At 73.8% G+C, this 14,446-nt stretch carries 13 protein-coding genes; 3 read left to right on the plus strand and 10 right to left on the minus strand.

Annotated features, from left to right (window positions below; genetic code table 11):
• Positions 1 to 7: 7 nt before the first annotated feature.
• The 4 genes from SL103_RS20380 to SL103_RS20400 form a co-directional block, all read right to left on the minus strand.
• Positions 8 to 994 (minus strand): MASE1 domain-containing protein, encoded by a 987-nt coding sequence (locus SL103_RS20380; protein WP_069570410.1) that lies wholly within the window; start codon positions 992 to 994, stop codon positions 8 to 10.
• 1 nt (position 995) lies between these two features.
• Positions 996 to 1,892: a PP2C family protein-serine/threonine phosphatase gene (locus tag SL103_RS20385; RefSeq protein ID WP_069570411.1), complete on the minus strand. Its 897-nt coding sequence runs from the start codon at positions 1,890 to 1,892 to the stop codon at positions 996 to 998.
• A gap of 174 nt (positions 1,893 to 2,066) precedes the next feature.
• Positions 2,067 to 3,638 (minus strand): APC family permease, encoded by a 1,572-nt coding sequence (locus tag SL103_RS20395; protein WP_244304181.1) that lies wholly within the window; start codon positions 3,636 to 3,638, stop codon positions 2,067 to 2,069.
• 159 nt (positions 3,639 to 3,797) lie between these two features.
• Entirely contained in the window at positions 3,798 to 4,520 is a 723-nt protein-coding gene (locus SL103_RS20400; RefSeq protein ID WP_069570414.1) for an ArsR/SmtB family transcription factor, read from the minus strand.
• Between the two features lie 120 nt (positions 4,521 to 4,640).
• Here SL103_RS20400 and SL103_RS20405 point away from each other — a divergent pair, with 120 nt between their 5' ends.
• A complete protein-coding gene (locus tag SL103_RS20405) occupies positions 4,641 to 6,041 on the plus strand; it encodes an MFS transporter (RefSeq protein ID WP_079145877.1) in 1,401 nt (466 codons plus the stop codon).
• 147 nt (positions 6,042 to 6,188) lie between these two features.
• The gene (locus SL103_RS20410) at positions 6,189 to 6,443 is read left to right on the plus strand and encodes a hypothetical protein (RefSeq protein ID WP_069570415.1); all 255 of its coding nucleotides are present in this window, start codon (positions 6,189 to 6,191) and stop codon (positions 6,441 to 6,443) included.
• A 54-nt stretch (positions 6,444 to 6,497) separates the two neighbouring features.
• Here the strand turns inward: SL103_RS20410 and SL103_RS36335 are convergent, their stop codons facing one another.
• A complete protein-coding gene (locus SL103_RS36335) occupies positions 6,498 to 6,851 on the minus strand; it encodes an acyl-CoA carboxylase subunit epsilon (RefSeq protein ID WP_079145878.1) in 354 nt (117 codons plus the stop codon).
• 305 nt (positions 6,852 to 7,156) lie between these two features.
• Between SL103_RS36335 and efeB the strand changes: the two genes are divergently transcribed.
• On the plus strand, positions 7,157 to 8,413 hold the full coding sequence (gene efeB, locus SL103_RS20420) for an iron uptake transporter deferrochelatase/peroxidase subunit (RefSeq protein WP_069573955.1): 1,257 nt from the start codon (positions 7,157 to 7,159) through the stop codon (positions 8,411 to 8,413).
• Positions 8,414 to 8,553: 140 nt separating this feature from the next.
• Here efeB and hypE read toward each other — a convergent pair whose 3' ends face one another.
• The 5 genes from hypE to hypB form a co-directional block, all read right to left on the minus strand.
• Positions 8,554 to 9,609, minus strand: coding sequence for a hydrogenase expression/formation protein HypE (hypE, locus tag SL103_RS20425; RefSeq protein WP_069573957.1), 1,056 nt, complete (start codon positions 9,607 to 9,609; stop codon positions 8,554 to 8,556).
• A 70-nt stretch (positions 9,610 to 9,679) separates the two neighbouring features.
• Positions 9,680 to 10,804: a hydrogenase formation protein HypD gene (hypD, locus tag SL103_RS20430; RefSeq protein WP_069570416.1), complete on the minus strand. Its 1,125-nt coding sequence runs from the start codon at positions 10,802 to 10,804 to the stop codon at positions 9,680 to 9,682.
• Complete coding sequence (locus SL103_RS20435; RefSeq protein ID WP_033267457.1) at positions 10,801 to 11,148, minus strand: HypC/HybG/HupF family hydrogenase formation chaperone; 348 nt, start codon at positions 11,146 to 11,148, stop codon at positions 10,801 to 10,803. The genes hypD and SL103_RS20435 overlap by 4 nt, the downstream gene beginning before the upstream one ends.
• Before the next feature lie 57 nt (positions 11,149 to 11,205).
• Complete coding sequence (gene hypF, locus SL103_RS20440; protein ID WP_069570417.1) at positions 11,206 to 13,635, minus strand: carbamoyltransferase HypF; 2,430 nt, start codon at positions 13,633 to 13,635, stop codon at positions 11,206 to 11,208.
• Positions 13,632 to 14,444, minus strand: a complete 813-nt coding sequence (hypB, locus tag SL103_RS20445) for a hydrogenase nickel incorporation protein HypB (protein ID WP_069570418.1) — start codon at positions 14,442 to 14,444, stop codon at positions 13,632 to 13,634. The genes hypF and hypB overlap by 4 nt, the downstream gene beginning before the upstream one ends.
• Positions 14,445 to 14,446 lie beyond the last annotated feature (2 nt).

A 14,446-nucleotide genomic window follows, 5' to 3' on the forward strand; every position in this document is an offset into this window, starting at 1 on the left:
GCGGGGCTCAGCGCGGGCCGTCATCCGGCGGCCAGCGGCGCCGGCTCTCCCCCGGCGCGAGCCGGTCGACCACCTCGGCCAGCTCCCGGCAGGCCAGTTCGATCTTGCGCCGGACGGCGTTCTGCTCGGTGACGACCGCCGACAGCAGCAGCGCGGTGAGCGCCGCGGACGCGTTGAGCGCCTGGAGGTTGATCATCGCCGACAGCAGGCTCCGGCCCCGGAACGGCCCGCTGCGGCTGATCGCCGACGAGATCGCCAGTACCGACATGATCAGGACGCACGGTGCCGCGCCGGCCAGCTGGAAGCGCAAGGCGGCCCACACGATCATTGGGAAGACCAGGAAGAGCAGCGAGATGTCGCTCTTGACCGCCACCAGGGAGACCACGACGCTGGCGGCCATCAGCGCCGCCGCCTCCGCCCAGCGCGCCGTCAGGACGTACTGCGGCCGGCGGATGTGCCGCAGGGCCAGCACCAGCGGGGTGATCACGAGGATGCCCATCGCATCGCCCACCCACCAGGCTGCCCAGGCCCGCCAGAAGTCCTCGGGCGGCAGCTGGTCGGTCAGCACCTGGGTGCCGCTGCCCAGCGTCGCGCTGATCACCATTCCGGTGAAGGCACCGAGGACGACCAGCGCCACTCCGTCGCGCAGCCGGTCCAGTTCGACGCGGAAGCCGGCCCGGCGCAGCATCAGGCAGGAGCAGACGGGGGCGAGCGTGTTGCCGGCGATCACGCCGAGGGCCGCGAGGTCGGGGCGGGTGAGGGTCGCGATGACCAGGGCGGTGCCGAGGGCGATGCCGGGCCAGGTCCACAGCCCCAGCAGGAGCAGGCTGCTCAGTGCGATGCCCGTGGGCGGCCATAACGGCGTGACCACGGTCCCGGCGATCACCACCTGGTCGAGCAGGCCGATCCGCGCGGACGCCCAGTAGACGGCGGCGAGCACCAGGATCGTCAGGATCGCCGGTGCGGGACGACGGAGTACCTCGGGGCGCACCACATCAGCCATCAGACAACGCGGGCGGCCGGGCGCCGGCCACGACACGCGCGCCCGCTCCGCGCTTCACCCGGTCCTGGCCGTCGCCGCCGTCGAAGCGCAGCACGATCACCGCGGCGTCGTCGGTGTGCCCGGTGAACTCCGCCACGCTCATCGCCGCCCCCGCCACCGCGGCGGGGCTTTCCCCGGCGTTGGCGCTGACCAGCCGGGTCACCTGGTTCAGCCCCGCCTCTATCGGGAACGACGGGCCCTCCACGACCCCGTCGGTCAGCAGGACCAGCGCGCCGGCGGTGGAGAGCCGGCGGTGGGCGACCGGGTAGCTCTCCCCCGGCACGATGCCCAGCGGCAGGCCGCCGGGGTCGTCGGCGAGGCCGAAGCGGCCGTCGGTGGTGGCCCAGACGCCCGGCACGTGGCCGGCCCGGGCGCTGGAGAGCGTCCAGGCGACCGGGTCGAAGCGGACGAAGGTGCAGGTCGCGAAGAGCCCGCAGTCGACCGAGAGCAGCAGGTCGTTGGCCCGGCTCAGCACCTCTCCGGGGTCGGCGGCGTGCGCGGCGACGGCGCGGAGGGCGAGCCGGATCTGTCCCATGAAGGCGGCGGCCTCCACGTCGTGGCCCTGGACGTCACCGATGGAGAAGGCGAGCGAGCCGTCGGGCAGCGGGAAGCCGTCGTACCAGTCCCCTCCGATGTCGAGCCCGTGGCGGGCGGGCGCGTAGGTGGCGGCGGTACGCAGCCCGGGCAGTTCCGGGAGCCGCGTCGGCAGCATCTCGCGTTGCAGGGCCTCGGCCAGTTCGACGCGGGCGCGCTGCTTCTCGGCGCCTTCCCGCGCCTGCGCGGTCAGCCGGCCGAGCGTCATCAGCAGGTCGTCGGCACTCGCGGTCCGCGGGGGACGACGCCGAAGCATGGATCGCTCCCAGGTGCATCGGGGCATGGGCCGCTGCGGGGGCGCGCTCCGTGCGGCAGTCCGCGTCGGCTTCCTGAACTGGCCTCATGGGCCCTCGGGGAGGGCCCGCCTTTCCCGATTCATCATATTTGCGCGGTTTGACTTCCGCTTGACGACCGACGGGCCCGACCCGGCTCACGCCGCCGCGGGGCGCTTCGCGAGCAGCTGACGGACGCCGGAGCGGACGGCCCAGAAGAAGACGGTGAGCGCCAGGACAGCCACCGTCAGCGAGTCGTACGGGGCGGGGAGCCGGCCGGAGCCCTCGAAGGTGCCGAGCCAGGACAGCAGCGTCAGGGCGACGAGGTAGACCACGAGCCAGGCGCCGGTGCGCAGTTCGGCGGCCAGCGGGCGGCTGGGGCCGGCGCCGTCGCTCTCGACGGCCGCGGTGCCGCCGCGGGCGCCGGGCCGGCGCATGACCAGGAAGATCAGCACGCCGCCGAGGACGAGCGGCAGCGCGAGGCGCAGGTCGTGCCAGCCGGACCAGTAGACGAACTCGCTCGCCACGACGAAGCTGAGCGGGGCGATCCAGCGCAGCCCGGGCACCCAGCCGGCCGTCTCGCCGCCCGGTTCGGCGCGGAAGACCGCGACGGCGACCGCGGAGGCGGCGTAGATCAGCAGGTACATGTCGCCCATGACGCTCACGATGTCCTGCCAGCCGCCGAACGGCAGCAGGAAGACCACGATGACCAGCAGGTTGATGAGCAGCGCCCGGCGCGGGATGCCGTAGCGCTCGTTGACCTTCATGAAGTAGCGGGGGATGGTGCCGTTCTTGGCGAGCGCGTAGGTGTGCCGCGCGTCGATGGCCACGCCCACGTACGCCGAGCCGCCGGGCGAGATCACCGCGTCCGCGTAGAGCAGGCTGGACAGCCAGTGCAGGTTGAGGATGAGCGCGAGCTGACCGAACGGCGAGTCGAAGGAGACGCCCTGCCAGCCGTGGCCGAGGAGGTTCTCGGGGACGGTGAAGAGGAAGGCCAGTTGCAGGGCGAGGTACATGGCCACGGCCAGGCCGATGCCGGTGAGGACGGCGCCCGGGATGGTGCGGCGGGGGTTGCGGGTCTCGCCGGAGAAGTCGAGCGGGGCCTGGAAGCCGTTGACGGAGTAGACGATGCCGCCGCCGGCCAGCGCCGTCAGACAGGCGACATAGCCGTACGGGGCGAAGCCGCCGTGGTCCGTCAGCCGGCCGGAGTGCCAGCCGGAGGCGATCAGCGCGCACACGGTGATCACCGGGACGGCGATCTTGAACACCGAGATCAGGTTGTTGAGCTTGGCGAACATCCGTACCGCGAACCAGTTCAGCGCCGTCAGCAGCACGCTGAGCCCGGTGGCCAGGGCCAGTCCGGAGAGGGTCAGGGTGTGGCCGTTGTAGATGCCGGGGATGTAGTGCGCGGCGTACTGCATGATCGCGCTGATCTCGGCCGCGGTGCCACCCACCGACAGCAGCGTCGACCAGCCGATCAGGGTGCCCACGAGCCGTCCGCTGGCGAACAGCGGCCAGCGGACGGTACCGCCGCCCTCCGGCCGGGTGGCCCCCAGCTCGATCAGGACCAGCGCGATCAGACCGCACAGCACGCCCGCCCCGACCCAGGACAGCAGCGCCGCCGGGCCGGCCACCTGCGCCGCGTACATGGCGGCGAACAGCCATCCGGACCCGACGATGTTGGAGAAGCCGATGCCGGTCAGCCCCCAGAACCCCAGGTCCCGGTGCAATCGGCGCTCCTGCGCCTGCACTTCCGGTGCGCCGGCCCCGTCGGCCCCGTCTGATACCTGGCCCTCTGACACGAAAACGTTCTCCTTGGATTCACTGTTCCGGCTCGCCGGACCCTACTCGACGATCACCGAACGCGAATCCGACGTCCACGAACGCCCTCAGAAGAGCTGGTCGACGTCCACCCCGAAGGTCGTCGCGAGGCCCTCCCGGCCCGCGTCGGTGAGGTGTACCACGCGGCGGTACCGGCCGTGCCGGAGCCATTCCAGGGCGAACATCCGGGCGGTGAGCGCGGCACCGAGCGCGCCCGCCAGGTGGTGGCGCTGTTCGGCCCAGTCGACGCAGTAGCGGACGCCGGTGCGGCGGCGGGGCAGCCGGTCCGGGTCGACGCCGAAGGCGCTCAGCTCCTGGTGGCCGTGCGGGGTGACGGCGTAGGCCACCGCGGTGGCGCCGGCACCGGTGTGCTCGGCGGCCAGGATGTCGTTGTCCCGGAGGGCGTCCATCACGGCGACGCCGAGCCGGCCGGCCAGGTGGTCGTAGCACAGGCGGGCCCGCAGCAGCGCCTTGGCGCGGGTGTCCGCGTTCAGGGAGCGCACCGGCAGCGGGCGGGCGATCAGGGCGAGCTGCTCCAGGGCGCGGGCGACGTCCGTGGTCGCCAGCCGGTAGTAGCGGTGTCTGCCGTCGTGCTCGACGGTGAGCAGCCGGGCGTCGAGGAGCTTGGCGAGGTGGCCGCTGATCGTGGAGTTGCTGACGCCGGCCTCGGCGGCGAGGGCGCTGGCCGGCAGCGCACCGCCCCCGGCGAGGGCCAGCAGCACCTTGGCGCGCGAGGGGTCCCCGATCGCCGCCGCGACATGGGCGACGTCCGTTTCGGTCCGGGCTTCCATGAGGTCACGGTACGCCGGGCATGCTTCGGCGGACAGCGAATCGTCCTTGCTTCGACGGGACCGCCGCCCGACCAGGACGTTTCGGCATGTGCCGAATCGATGCGGCCGGACACTGGCCGCATGAGCCGTCTGCCAGTCCGCCACGCACCGACCTCGCCGCCCGGGACCACGGACCGGCACGCACCGCTGCCGCTGCTCGCGGTGTGTCTGGGCTACTTCATGGTCATCCTGGACGTCACCGTCGTCACGGTGGCCCTCCCGGCCATCGGGACCGGGCTGCACGCCGGGGTGACCGGACTTCAGTGGGTGGTGGACGGCTACACCCTGGTCTTCGCGGGGCTGCTGCTCTTCTGCGGCGGGCTCGGCGACCGGCTGGGCGGCAGGACGGTGTTCCTGGGCGGCCTGGGCGTCTTCACGCTCGCCTCCGCGGGCTGCGCCCTGGCCCCGGCCGTGGCCGTGCTGGTCCTGGCGCGGCTGGTGCAGGGGCTCGGGGCGGCGCTGATGGTGCCGTCCTCGCTGGCGCTGCTGCGGTCGGCGTACCCGGACCGGACGGCCCGCGCCAGGGCGTTCGGCGTCTGGGGCACGGTCGCCGGTCTCGCCGCGGGCGCCGGGCCGGTGCTCGGCGGCCTCCTGGTGGCCGGGCCGGGCTGGCGGTCGGTGTTCTTCCTGAACCTGCCGGTCGGTCTGGCCGCGCTGCTGCTGGCCGTGCGGCATGTGCCCCGCCCGGCCGCCGACCGCGCCCGCCCCGGCCTGGACCTTCCGGCGCAGCTCGCGGCGGCGGGCTCGCTGGCCGGCCTGGCCGGCGGCTGCATCGAGGCCGGGGCGCTGGGCTGGACGCATCCGGCGGTCCTCGGGGCCTTCGCGCTCTGTGCCGCCGGCCTCGTCGCGTTCGTGCTGCTGGAGCGGCGCTCGCCGGCGCCGATGCTGCCGCCCGGCCTGTTCCGCGCACCGGCCTTCTCGGCGTCCGCGGCCATCGGCGTCCTGCTCAACGCCGGCTTCTACGGGCTGCTGTTCCTCGCCCCGCTGTACTTCCAGCGGCTCCACCACTACAGCGCGGTGCGCACCGGGTTCGCGCTGCTGCCGGCCGTCGGCGTGGTGGCCGTCGGCTCCGCGCTGGCCGGCCGGCTCACGGCCCGTACGGGGCCGCAGCTGCCGTTGGTGGTCGGCCTGGTCGTGGGCGCGGCCGGGCTGTTCGGCTGGCTGGTGGCCGGTCCGGGCACACCGTATGCCGCGCTGGTGGCGCCGATGGCGGCCGCGGGCTTCGGTACGGCGCTGGCCATGCCGGCCTGCACCGCGGCGGTGATGGAGGCCGCGCCCGGCGCGCGCAGCGGTGCCGCGGCCGCGGTGTTCAACGCCGCCCGGCAGATCGGCAGCGCCCTCGGTGTCGCGCTCTTCGGCAGCCTGGTCGCCGGCGGGCCGGTCCCGGGACTGCACTCCGCGGTGGTCATCGGCGGTACGGGCTTCCTCCTCGCGGCCGCCCTCGCCGCCCGTTGCATCCCGCCCGCCGGCCGGCCCGCCTGACGCCACGTCACCCGAAATCGGCCGGGTTTCCCTTCCCTCCCCCGGCATGCTTCGGCGGGTGCGGGTAGGGGACGTCCAGGAAGCCGCATCGTTCCGACGGGGATGCCGGCGCCGCCCCCAGGGGCGGATCGAGGCAAGGAGCAGGCCATGACACTGCCGTGGCGACAGGACGAGGGATGGCGCCGCCGCTACCCGCAGCCCGGGCCCGACTGGACCCAGGGCATGCCGCAGGGGTCGACGGAGCCACTGACGCCCATGGGGCGCATCGACCAGTACGGCCGGATGGGGAGCGCGCTGCGCGCCGGGTATCTCGCGCCCTGGCAGCGGAAAGTGATCCTCGGTTTCGTCATCGGTGCCGTCGTGGTCACCGTGGTGGCGGTCCTGCTGGTGCTGTTCGGCTGACCGTCCGCCGGGCAGGGACGTCCGGCGTGCGTGAACCGGCGTGAGCCGTCCGCATCAACTACAGATCCAGCACCCCGACCAGCACGCCGACCGGCCGGCGCGGTGCCCCGGCGCGGCATGCCGCGCGGCCGGCCGCTCGGCGTCGTGTCCGCCGTCGGCGTGGGCGCGCGCGCTCGCCAGCTGGGCACACAGGACGACGGTCAGCGCGGCGAGTTCCTCGGGTTCGGCGTGGCCCCTCTCGATCCGTAGGGAGAAGCCGGACAGGTCGGCGGTGGGCGGACCCGCCTCGGCGCGGGCGGCCGCTTCGGCCGGGAGGTCCGCGCGGTTCGCGGTCTCCTCGCTCGGTGCGGTCTCCTCGGCCCGGGCGCTCTGCCCGGTGGCGCCGCTCTCGTCGGTGAATGCGTTCATGGCTGCGGGGTCCGTGGGCTCGGTGGCGGTGCGGGGCACGTGACGCGCCGCCCCGGCGGTGCACCGACCCGGGTCGGGGTCGTGTTCGTGCAGGTCACAGGGGCGACGCTAGGAGCGTGCCGGGGCGCTGTCGCGCGGAGGGCGGTCCTGCTGCGCCATTCGGGCGGCCGGTCGGCGTCGCTCGCGTGATATCCGGCGCCGGGACCGTGTTGCTCCCCGCCGGCCGCGCCCCGGGCGGCGAGCATCCCGGACAGGTACGGGCAGGCACGCGGGTGCCGGAGGACGCAGTCAGGATGGGCGGGACGATGAGACGTGATCAGGCCGACGGCGGGCATGCCCTGGTGCAGGACGACGGGCGCCGGGACTTCCTCAGGTGTGCGGCGGGGGTCGCCGGGGTGGCGGCCACGACGGGGCTGAGCGGGGAGGCAGCGGCGGCGGAGCGGCCGCACCTCCAGCGGCGCGACGGCGAACGGCCGCTGCCCGACAGGGTGCCCTTCCACGGCCACCACCAGGCCGGTGTCGTGACCCCTCAGCAGCTCTTCGCCGGTTTCGCCGGCTTCGACGTGCTGGCCGAGGACCGCGACGGCCTGGTGGAGCTCTTCCGGAAGATCACCCACCGGACGCGGGTGCTGACGGCCGGGGTGAAACCCCGGGACGAGCAGGTCGCCGCGGAGCGGCCGACCCCCGACTCGCTCAGCATCACGGTCGGCGTGGGGGCTTCGCTGTTCGACGACCGGTTCGGCCTGTCCGGGCACAAGCCCCGGCACCTCAAGGCGATGCCGGCCTTCCCCGACGACCGGCTGGAGCCGTCACGCTGCCACGGTGACCTCTCGCTGCAGATCTGTGCGGAGCACCCGGACGCCATCGTGCACGTGCTGCGGGACCTGGCGCGGGAGACGGAGGGCCTGCTGCGGCCGCGCTGGCGGGCGGACGCCTTCCTCAACCCGTCCCGGCCCTCGGGGGCCCGGCGCAACTTCCTGGGCTTCAAGGACGGCATCGTCAACCCGGACACCGCATCGTCCCGGGAGATGAACCGGCTGATGTGGGTGACCCCGTCGTGCGGTGAGCCGGACTGGGCACTGGGCGGCTGCTACCAGGTGCTGCGGCTGATCCGGTTCCACGTCGAGAAGTGGGACAGGGTACCGCTGGGGCGCCAGGAGCGGATCTTCGGCCGGCACAAGGCGAGCGGCGCGCCGCTGGACGGCCGCAGGGAGACGGACGCGCCGCACTACCGCGACGACCCGCACGGCCGGCGCATCGCCCTCAACTCCCACATCCGGCTCGCCAACCCGCGAACCGACAGGACCGACGACTCCCGTTTCCTGCGCCGGAGTTACAACTACAACGACGGTTTCGACAAGCAGGGCCGGATGAATCTCGGACTGGTCTTCTGCGGCTACCAGCAGGACCCGGAACGGCAGTTCGCGACCGTGCAGCGGCGCCTCGAACACGAGCCGCTGGCGCACTTCATCACCCCCATCGGCGGCGGCTACTTCTTCGTCCTGCCGGGCGTGCGGGACTCCGACGACTGGTTCGGGTCGCGGCTGCTGAGGAAGCTCTGAGCACCACTGCCGGCTGACCGGGAGACATGAAGCGCGCGGCGGACCGATGTCCGCCGCGCGCTTCGTCGTACCGAACGCCGCTGCTCAGCAGCGGTTGTCACACCCCGTCCGGCCGGGGCCGGGCGGGGTGTGACGTCTCCTCAGCAGATCCGCGGCAGCTGCTCGCCGAGCGGCAGATCCACCACCCGGGTGCCGCCGAGCGGGGTGCGGGCGACGACCATTCCGGGATGGGTCTCGACGGCCTCGCCGATGACGGCGGCGCCGGCGCCGAGCGGGTGGCTGCGCATCGCGGCGAGGACCGCGTCGGCGTGCTCCCTGGGGACGAAGGCGACCAGCTTGCCCTCGTTGGCGACGTACATCGGGTCCAGCCCGAGGATGGCGCAGGCGTTGGCGACGGCCGGCGGCACGGGGATGGCACGCTCCTGGATGACCACGCCGGTGCAGGAGGCGGTGGCGATCTCACACAGGGCCGCGGCCAGCCCGCCGCGGGTGGGGTCGCGCAGGACGTGCAGGTCGGGGGTGACGGCGAGCATGGTCTCCACGAGACCGCCGAGGGCCGCGCAGTCACTCTCGATCTCGACGCCGAACTCCAGCCCCTCGCGTACGGACATGATCGCCACGCCGTGGACGCCGATGTCCCCGCTGATGATCACCACGTCGCCGGGGACGACGCGCTGCGGGCGGAGGTCGACGCCGGGCGGGATGAGGCCGATGCCCGCGGTGTTGATGTAGACGCCGTCGCCGTGGCCGGCCTCGACGACCTTGGTGTCGCCGGTGGCCACCTCGACGCCGGCGGTCCGCGCGGCCGCGCCCATGGCGTCCGCGACGCCGGCGACCACCGGCATCTCGACGCCCTCCTCCAGGATGAAGCCGCAGGAGAGGTAGGCGGCGCGGGCCCCGCTCATGGCGAGGTCGTTGACGGTGCCGTTGACGGCGAGGTCGCCGATGCTGCCGCCGGGGAAGAAGAGCGGCCGGACCACGAAGGAGTCCGTGGAGAAGGCCAGCCGCGCACCGCCGAGGGAGACCGCGGCGGAGTCGCCGAGCTGGGCGAGGACCTCGCCGCCGAAGGCCGGGACGAAGATCTGCTGGACGAGTTCGGCGGAGAGCGCGCCGCCCCCGCCGTGCCCCATGACCACGCGGGGCTGGTCGCGCAGCGGGGTGGGGCAGGTCCAGCCGGAGATGTCGACGGTGGGCAGACCGCGCTCGGCCGGCGTGGGGGCGTGGGCCGCCGACGCCGGGCGGGGGGCCTGGGAGGTGTGCGGGGTGTCAGGCAACGGGGCTCGCCTCCTGCGGGGTGGGCGTGGTGCCGAGTCGGCGGTAGAGGTAGTAGGCGGCGCAGGCGCCCTCGCTGGAGACCATGGTGGCGCCGAGCGGGGTGCGGGGGGTGCAGGTGGTGCCGAACGCCTCGCATTCGTGCGGCTTGAGGAGTCCCTGCAGGACCTCGCCGCTGCGGCAGGCGGCCGGTTCGCGGGTGGTGATGTTCTCGACGGAGAACCGGTGCTCGGCGTCGTATTCGCGGTAGCGCTCGGAGAGCCGCCAGCCGCTGGCGGGGATGGTGCCGATGCCGCGCCAGGAGCGGTCGGTGACCTCGAAGACGTCGGCGAGCATGGCCTGCGCCGCGGGGTTGCCCTCGGCGCGGACGGCCCGCGGATAGGCGTTGTCCACGGTGTGTTCGCCGCGCTCCAGCTGGCCCACGGTGCGGCGGATGCCCTCCAGGATGTCCAGGGGCTCGAAGCCGGTGACGACGATCGGGACCTGGAAGCGTTCGGCGAGGGCCGGGTACTCGGCCGTGCCCATCACGCTGCAGACGTGGCCGGCGGCGAGGAACGCCTGGACCCGGCAGCTGGGCGAGGTCATGATCGCCTCGATGGCGGGCGGCACCCGGACGTGCGAGACCAGCAGGCTGAAGTTGCGAATGCCCAGCTTGCGGGCCTGATACACCGTCATGGCATTGGGCGGCGCGGTGGTTTCGAAGCCGATGCCGAAGAACACCACCTCGCGGTCCGGGTTCTGCTGGGCGGTCTTCAGGGCGTCGAGCGGGGAGTAGACGACCCGTACGTCGCCGCCCTCGCTGCGCACCCGGAACAGGTCGCGGTCGGTGCCGGGTACGCGGAGCATGTCGCCGAAGGAACAGAAGATCACATCCGGGCGGGCGGCGATCTCCAGCGCCTTGTCGATGACCTCCAGCGGCGTCACACAGACCGGACAGCCCGGTCCGTGGATCAACTCGACCTTCTCCGGCAGGAGTTGGTCGATGCCGTGCCGGATGATGGTGTGGGTCTGACCGCCGCAGACCTCCATCAGCGCCCAGGGCCGGGTCGCCATGGCGTGGATGTCGTCCAGCAGCCGGCGGGCCAGCTCGGGGTCCTGGAACTCGTCGATGTACTTCACTGCCGCGCCTCCCGCGCCGTGGTGCCGACCGCGGCCGCCGGGGCACCGTCCGCCCCGGGGACCGCCTGCTGACCGCCCTGGGCCGCGGCCGCTTCCCAGGGGTCGCCGAACTCCTCCTGGAGGAGCCCGAGTTCCTCGAAGAGGGCGAGGGTCTGCCGGGCCGACTCCTCGTCCAGGCGCTGCAGCGCGAAGCCGACGTGGACGATGGCGTACTCGCCGACCTTCAGGTCGGGGACGTACTCCAGGCACACCTCCTTGACCACGCCGCCGAAGTCGACGGTGGCCATCCGGGTGCCGTCCCGTTCCTCGATGTCCAATACCTTGCCGGGTACCGCCAGGCACATGGGCCTCTCCTCGTCATGGATGCGTTGCGGCCGCCTCGGCCGCGGTGCCGATGCCGGTCAGGGCAGCCCCACCCCGCCGTACAGGGGGGTGGTGCGCGCCGCCACGACGATCTGGCCGAGTGCCAGTCCCCCGTCGTTGGGCGGGACGCGGCGGTGGCGCAGGACGGTGAAGCCGTCCTGCCGCAGCAGGCGGGCGGCGGCCTCGGCCAGCAGGGTGTTGGCGAAGACCCCGCCGGTCAGTGCGACGGTGTCCAGCGCGGTGCGCTCCCGGGCCAGCGCGCAGCTGCGCCGTACGAGGTCGGCGACCGCGGCGTGGAAGCGGGCCGCGATCAGCGCCGGGGCGGTGCCGCGCCGCAGGTCGGCGATGACGGCGGCGAGCAGCGGCGCCGGGTCGGCGACCGTTTCGGCGGCCGCCGGTCGCCGCGGGTCCGCCGTCGACACCCGCAGGTCGAAGGGGTAGCTGCCGGTGTCCTCGTCGACGGTCAGGGCCGCGGCTTCGAGCGCGACGGCGGCCTGGGCCTCGAATCCGGCGTGGTGGCAGATCCCGGCGAGCGAGGAGACCGCGTCGAAGAGGCGGCCCATGCTGGAGGTGGGCACGCAGTTGAGGTCGCGTTCCAGTTGCCGGGCCAGCAGCCGCCGTTCGTCGGGCGGGCACGCCGCGACGCACGGCAGGTCGTCGGACCAGTCGAGGCCGGCGGCGCGCAGGTGGGCCAGCGCCATCCGGTAGGGGCGCCGCACGGTGGTGTCGCCACCGGGGAGCGGGACGTAGGCGAGCTGCCCGAAGCGGTGGTAGCGGTCGTAGTCGGCGAGCAGGATCTCCCCGCCCCAGACGGCGTGGTCGTCGCCGTATCCGGTGCCGTCGAAGGCGACGCCGATGACCGGCCGGCCGCCGTCGAGGCCGTGTTCGGCCATGGCGGCGGCGATGTGCGCGTGGTGGTGCTGGACGCGGACCAGGGGGCGGCCGTCGGTGTTGCGCTCGGCCCACCGGCCGGAGCGGTAGCCGGGATGCCGGTCCGCGGCGAGGAGTTGCGGGCGTACGCCGGTCACCTGCTCCAGGTGGGCCTCCGCCCGCTCGAAGGCGACCTGGGTGGCGAAGTCGTCCATGTCGCCGATGTGTGCGGACAGCCAGGCGCGCCGCCCCTCGGCCAGGCACAGCACGTTCTTCAGGTCGCCACCGGTCGCGAGCGCGGGCCGTACCGGCACCGGCAGCGGGACGGGGAGCGGCGCATGGCCCCGGGAACGTCGGACGAACAGCGGCTCCCCGTCGCTGAGCCGGACCACCGAGTCGTCGCACGGGATACGGATCGGCCGGTCGTGGGTCAGCCACGCGTCGGCGAGCCGGGCCAGCCGCCGCAGGGCCTCCTCGTCGTCGGTGACGATCGGTTCGCCGGCGAGGTTGCCGCTGGTCATCACCAGCAGCCGGGGCCCGACAGGATCCCCGGGCAGGCCGAGCAGCAGGTGGTGCAGCGGGGTGTAGGGGAGCATCACGCCGAGGTCGGGGCTGCCCGGCGCGACCGCCTCGGACAGCGCCGGGGCGCCCGGGGCCCGGGCGGGGCCCGGGATGCGGCGCAGCAGGACGATCGGGCGCTGCGGCCCGGTCAGCAGGGCACGCTCCTCGGCCCGTACGCGCACCAGGTGTTCGACGTCGGCGAGGTGCCGGGCCATCAGGGCGAACGGCTTGTCGCCGCGGGCCTTGCGGCGGCGCAGCAGGGTGACGGCGGCGTCGTCGGAGGCGTCGCAGACGAGGTGGTAGCCGCCGAGGCCCTTGACTGCGACGATCGCGCCGTCGGCGAGCAGCCGGCGGGTGGCGGCGACCGGGTCGGGGCCGGGCGCGGGCCGGGGCGGCCGGCCGCGGTCGCCGGGATCGGCGGTCAGCAGGCGCAGCCGGGGGCCGCAGTCGTGGCAGGCGATGGGCTGGGCGTGGAACCGCCGGTCGGCCGGGTCGGCGTACTCCCGTGCGCATCGCCGGCACATCGGGAAGCGGTCCATGGTCGTCAGGGCCCGGTCGTACGGGAGCGCGTTGACGATGGTGAAGCGCGGGCCGCAGTGCGTACACGACACGAACGGGTGGCGGTGGCGGCGGTCGGCCGGGTCGGCCAGCTCGGCGAGGCAGGCGTCGCAGGTGGCGGCGTCCGGCGAGACCAGGGTGCGGGACGGGCCGTGGCCATGGGAGGGAAGGATGCGGAAGCCGGGCTCACCGACGACGGCGATGTCCTCGCGCTCGACGGCCTCCACGACGGCCAGCGGGGGCGCCTCGCCGCTGATCCGTTCGCCGAACCGGGCGAGCGCCTCGGGCCCGCCCTCGACTTCGGCGACCACGCCCTCGCCGGTGTTGGTGACGTGGCCGACCAGGCCCAGCCCGGTGGCGAGGGTGTGCACGAAGGGGCGGAAGCCGACGCCCTGGACGACACCGCGCACGGTGATGCGGCGGCGCGCGGTGAGCGCGGGGGCCGTCGCGGGGGTGCGGTCGACCTGCCCGGTGGTCATGAGCGGCTCGGCGCCACGGAACCCGGGTCGGCCCGGTGGGAGTGGCCGCCCGCCAACCGGGGGGCATGGGTGTGGTTCACGTCGCGCGGCTGGATCTCCTCGGCGTCGTGGGCGTGGTGGGACTTGCGGGTCATGACCGGGATGTGCACCGGCGCTCCGTCGCGCGCCGCCAGCGCCCGGTCCAGCAGCGCTCCGTCGCCCTCGCCGTGCCGCGCCGAGGTGAGGACGACCTCGACGCCGGGGTTGATCCGTTCGACGTTGGCGCGGAACTCCGTCTCGTCGAAGGAGACCGCTTCGGCGATGTCGGTCTTGGTGACCACGACCAGATGGGCGAGCCCGAAGGCGGTGGGGTACTTCAGCGGCTTGTCCTCGCCCTCGGTCACCGACGCCAGCACGACCCGCAGCGTCTCCCCCAGGTCGTAGGAGGCGGGGCAGACGAGGTTGCCGACGTTCTCGATGAACAGCAGCCGGGTGTCGACGGGCAGCCAGCCGTGCAGGTGCCCGCCAAGCATCTCGGCCTCCAGGTGGCACAGCCCGTCGGTGAGGATCTGCTTGACGGGGACGCCGGAGCGGGCGAGACGTACCGCGTCGTTCTCGGTGGCCAGGTCGGCGGTGAGGGCGGCGACGGGGATGTCGCGGCGGCGGGCGAGGGTGAGTTCGCGCTCCAGCAGGGCGGTCTTGCCGCTGCCGGGGCTGGAGAGCAGATTGACGACCGCGGTGCCCCGGGTCGCGAGGTCCTCACGCAGGGTGTGGGCGCAGGCGTCGTTCTTGGCGAGGACCGCCTGCTGCAGGTCGACGACACGGCACATGG

Source organism: Streptomyces lydicus, assembly GCF_001729485.1.
GTDB lineage: Bacteria > Actinomycetota > Actinomycetes > Streptomycetales > Streptomycetaceae > Streptomyces > Streptomyces lydicus_D.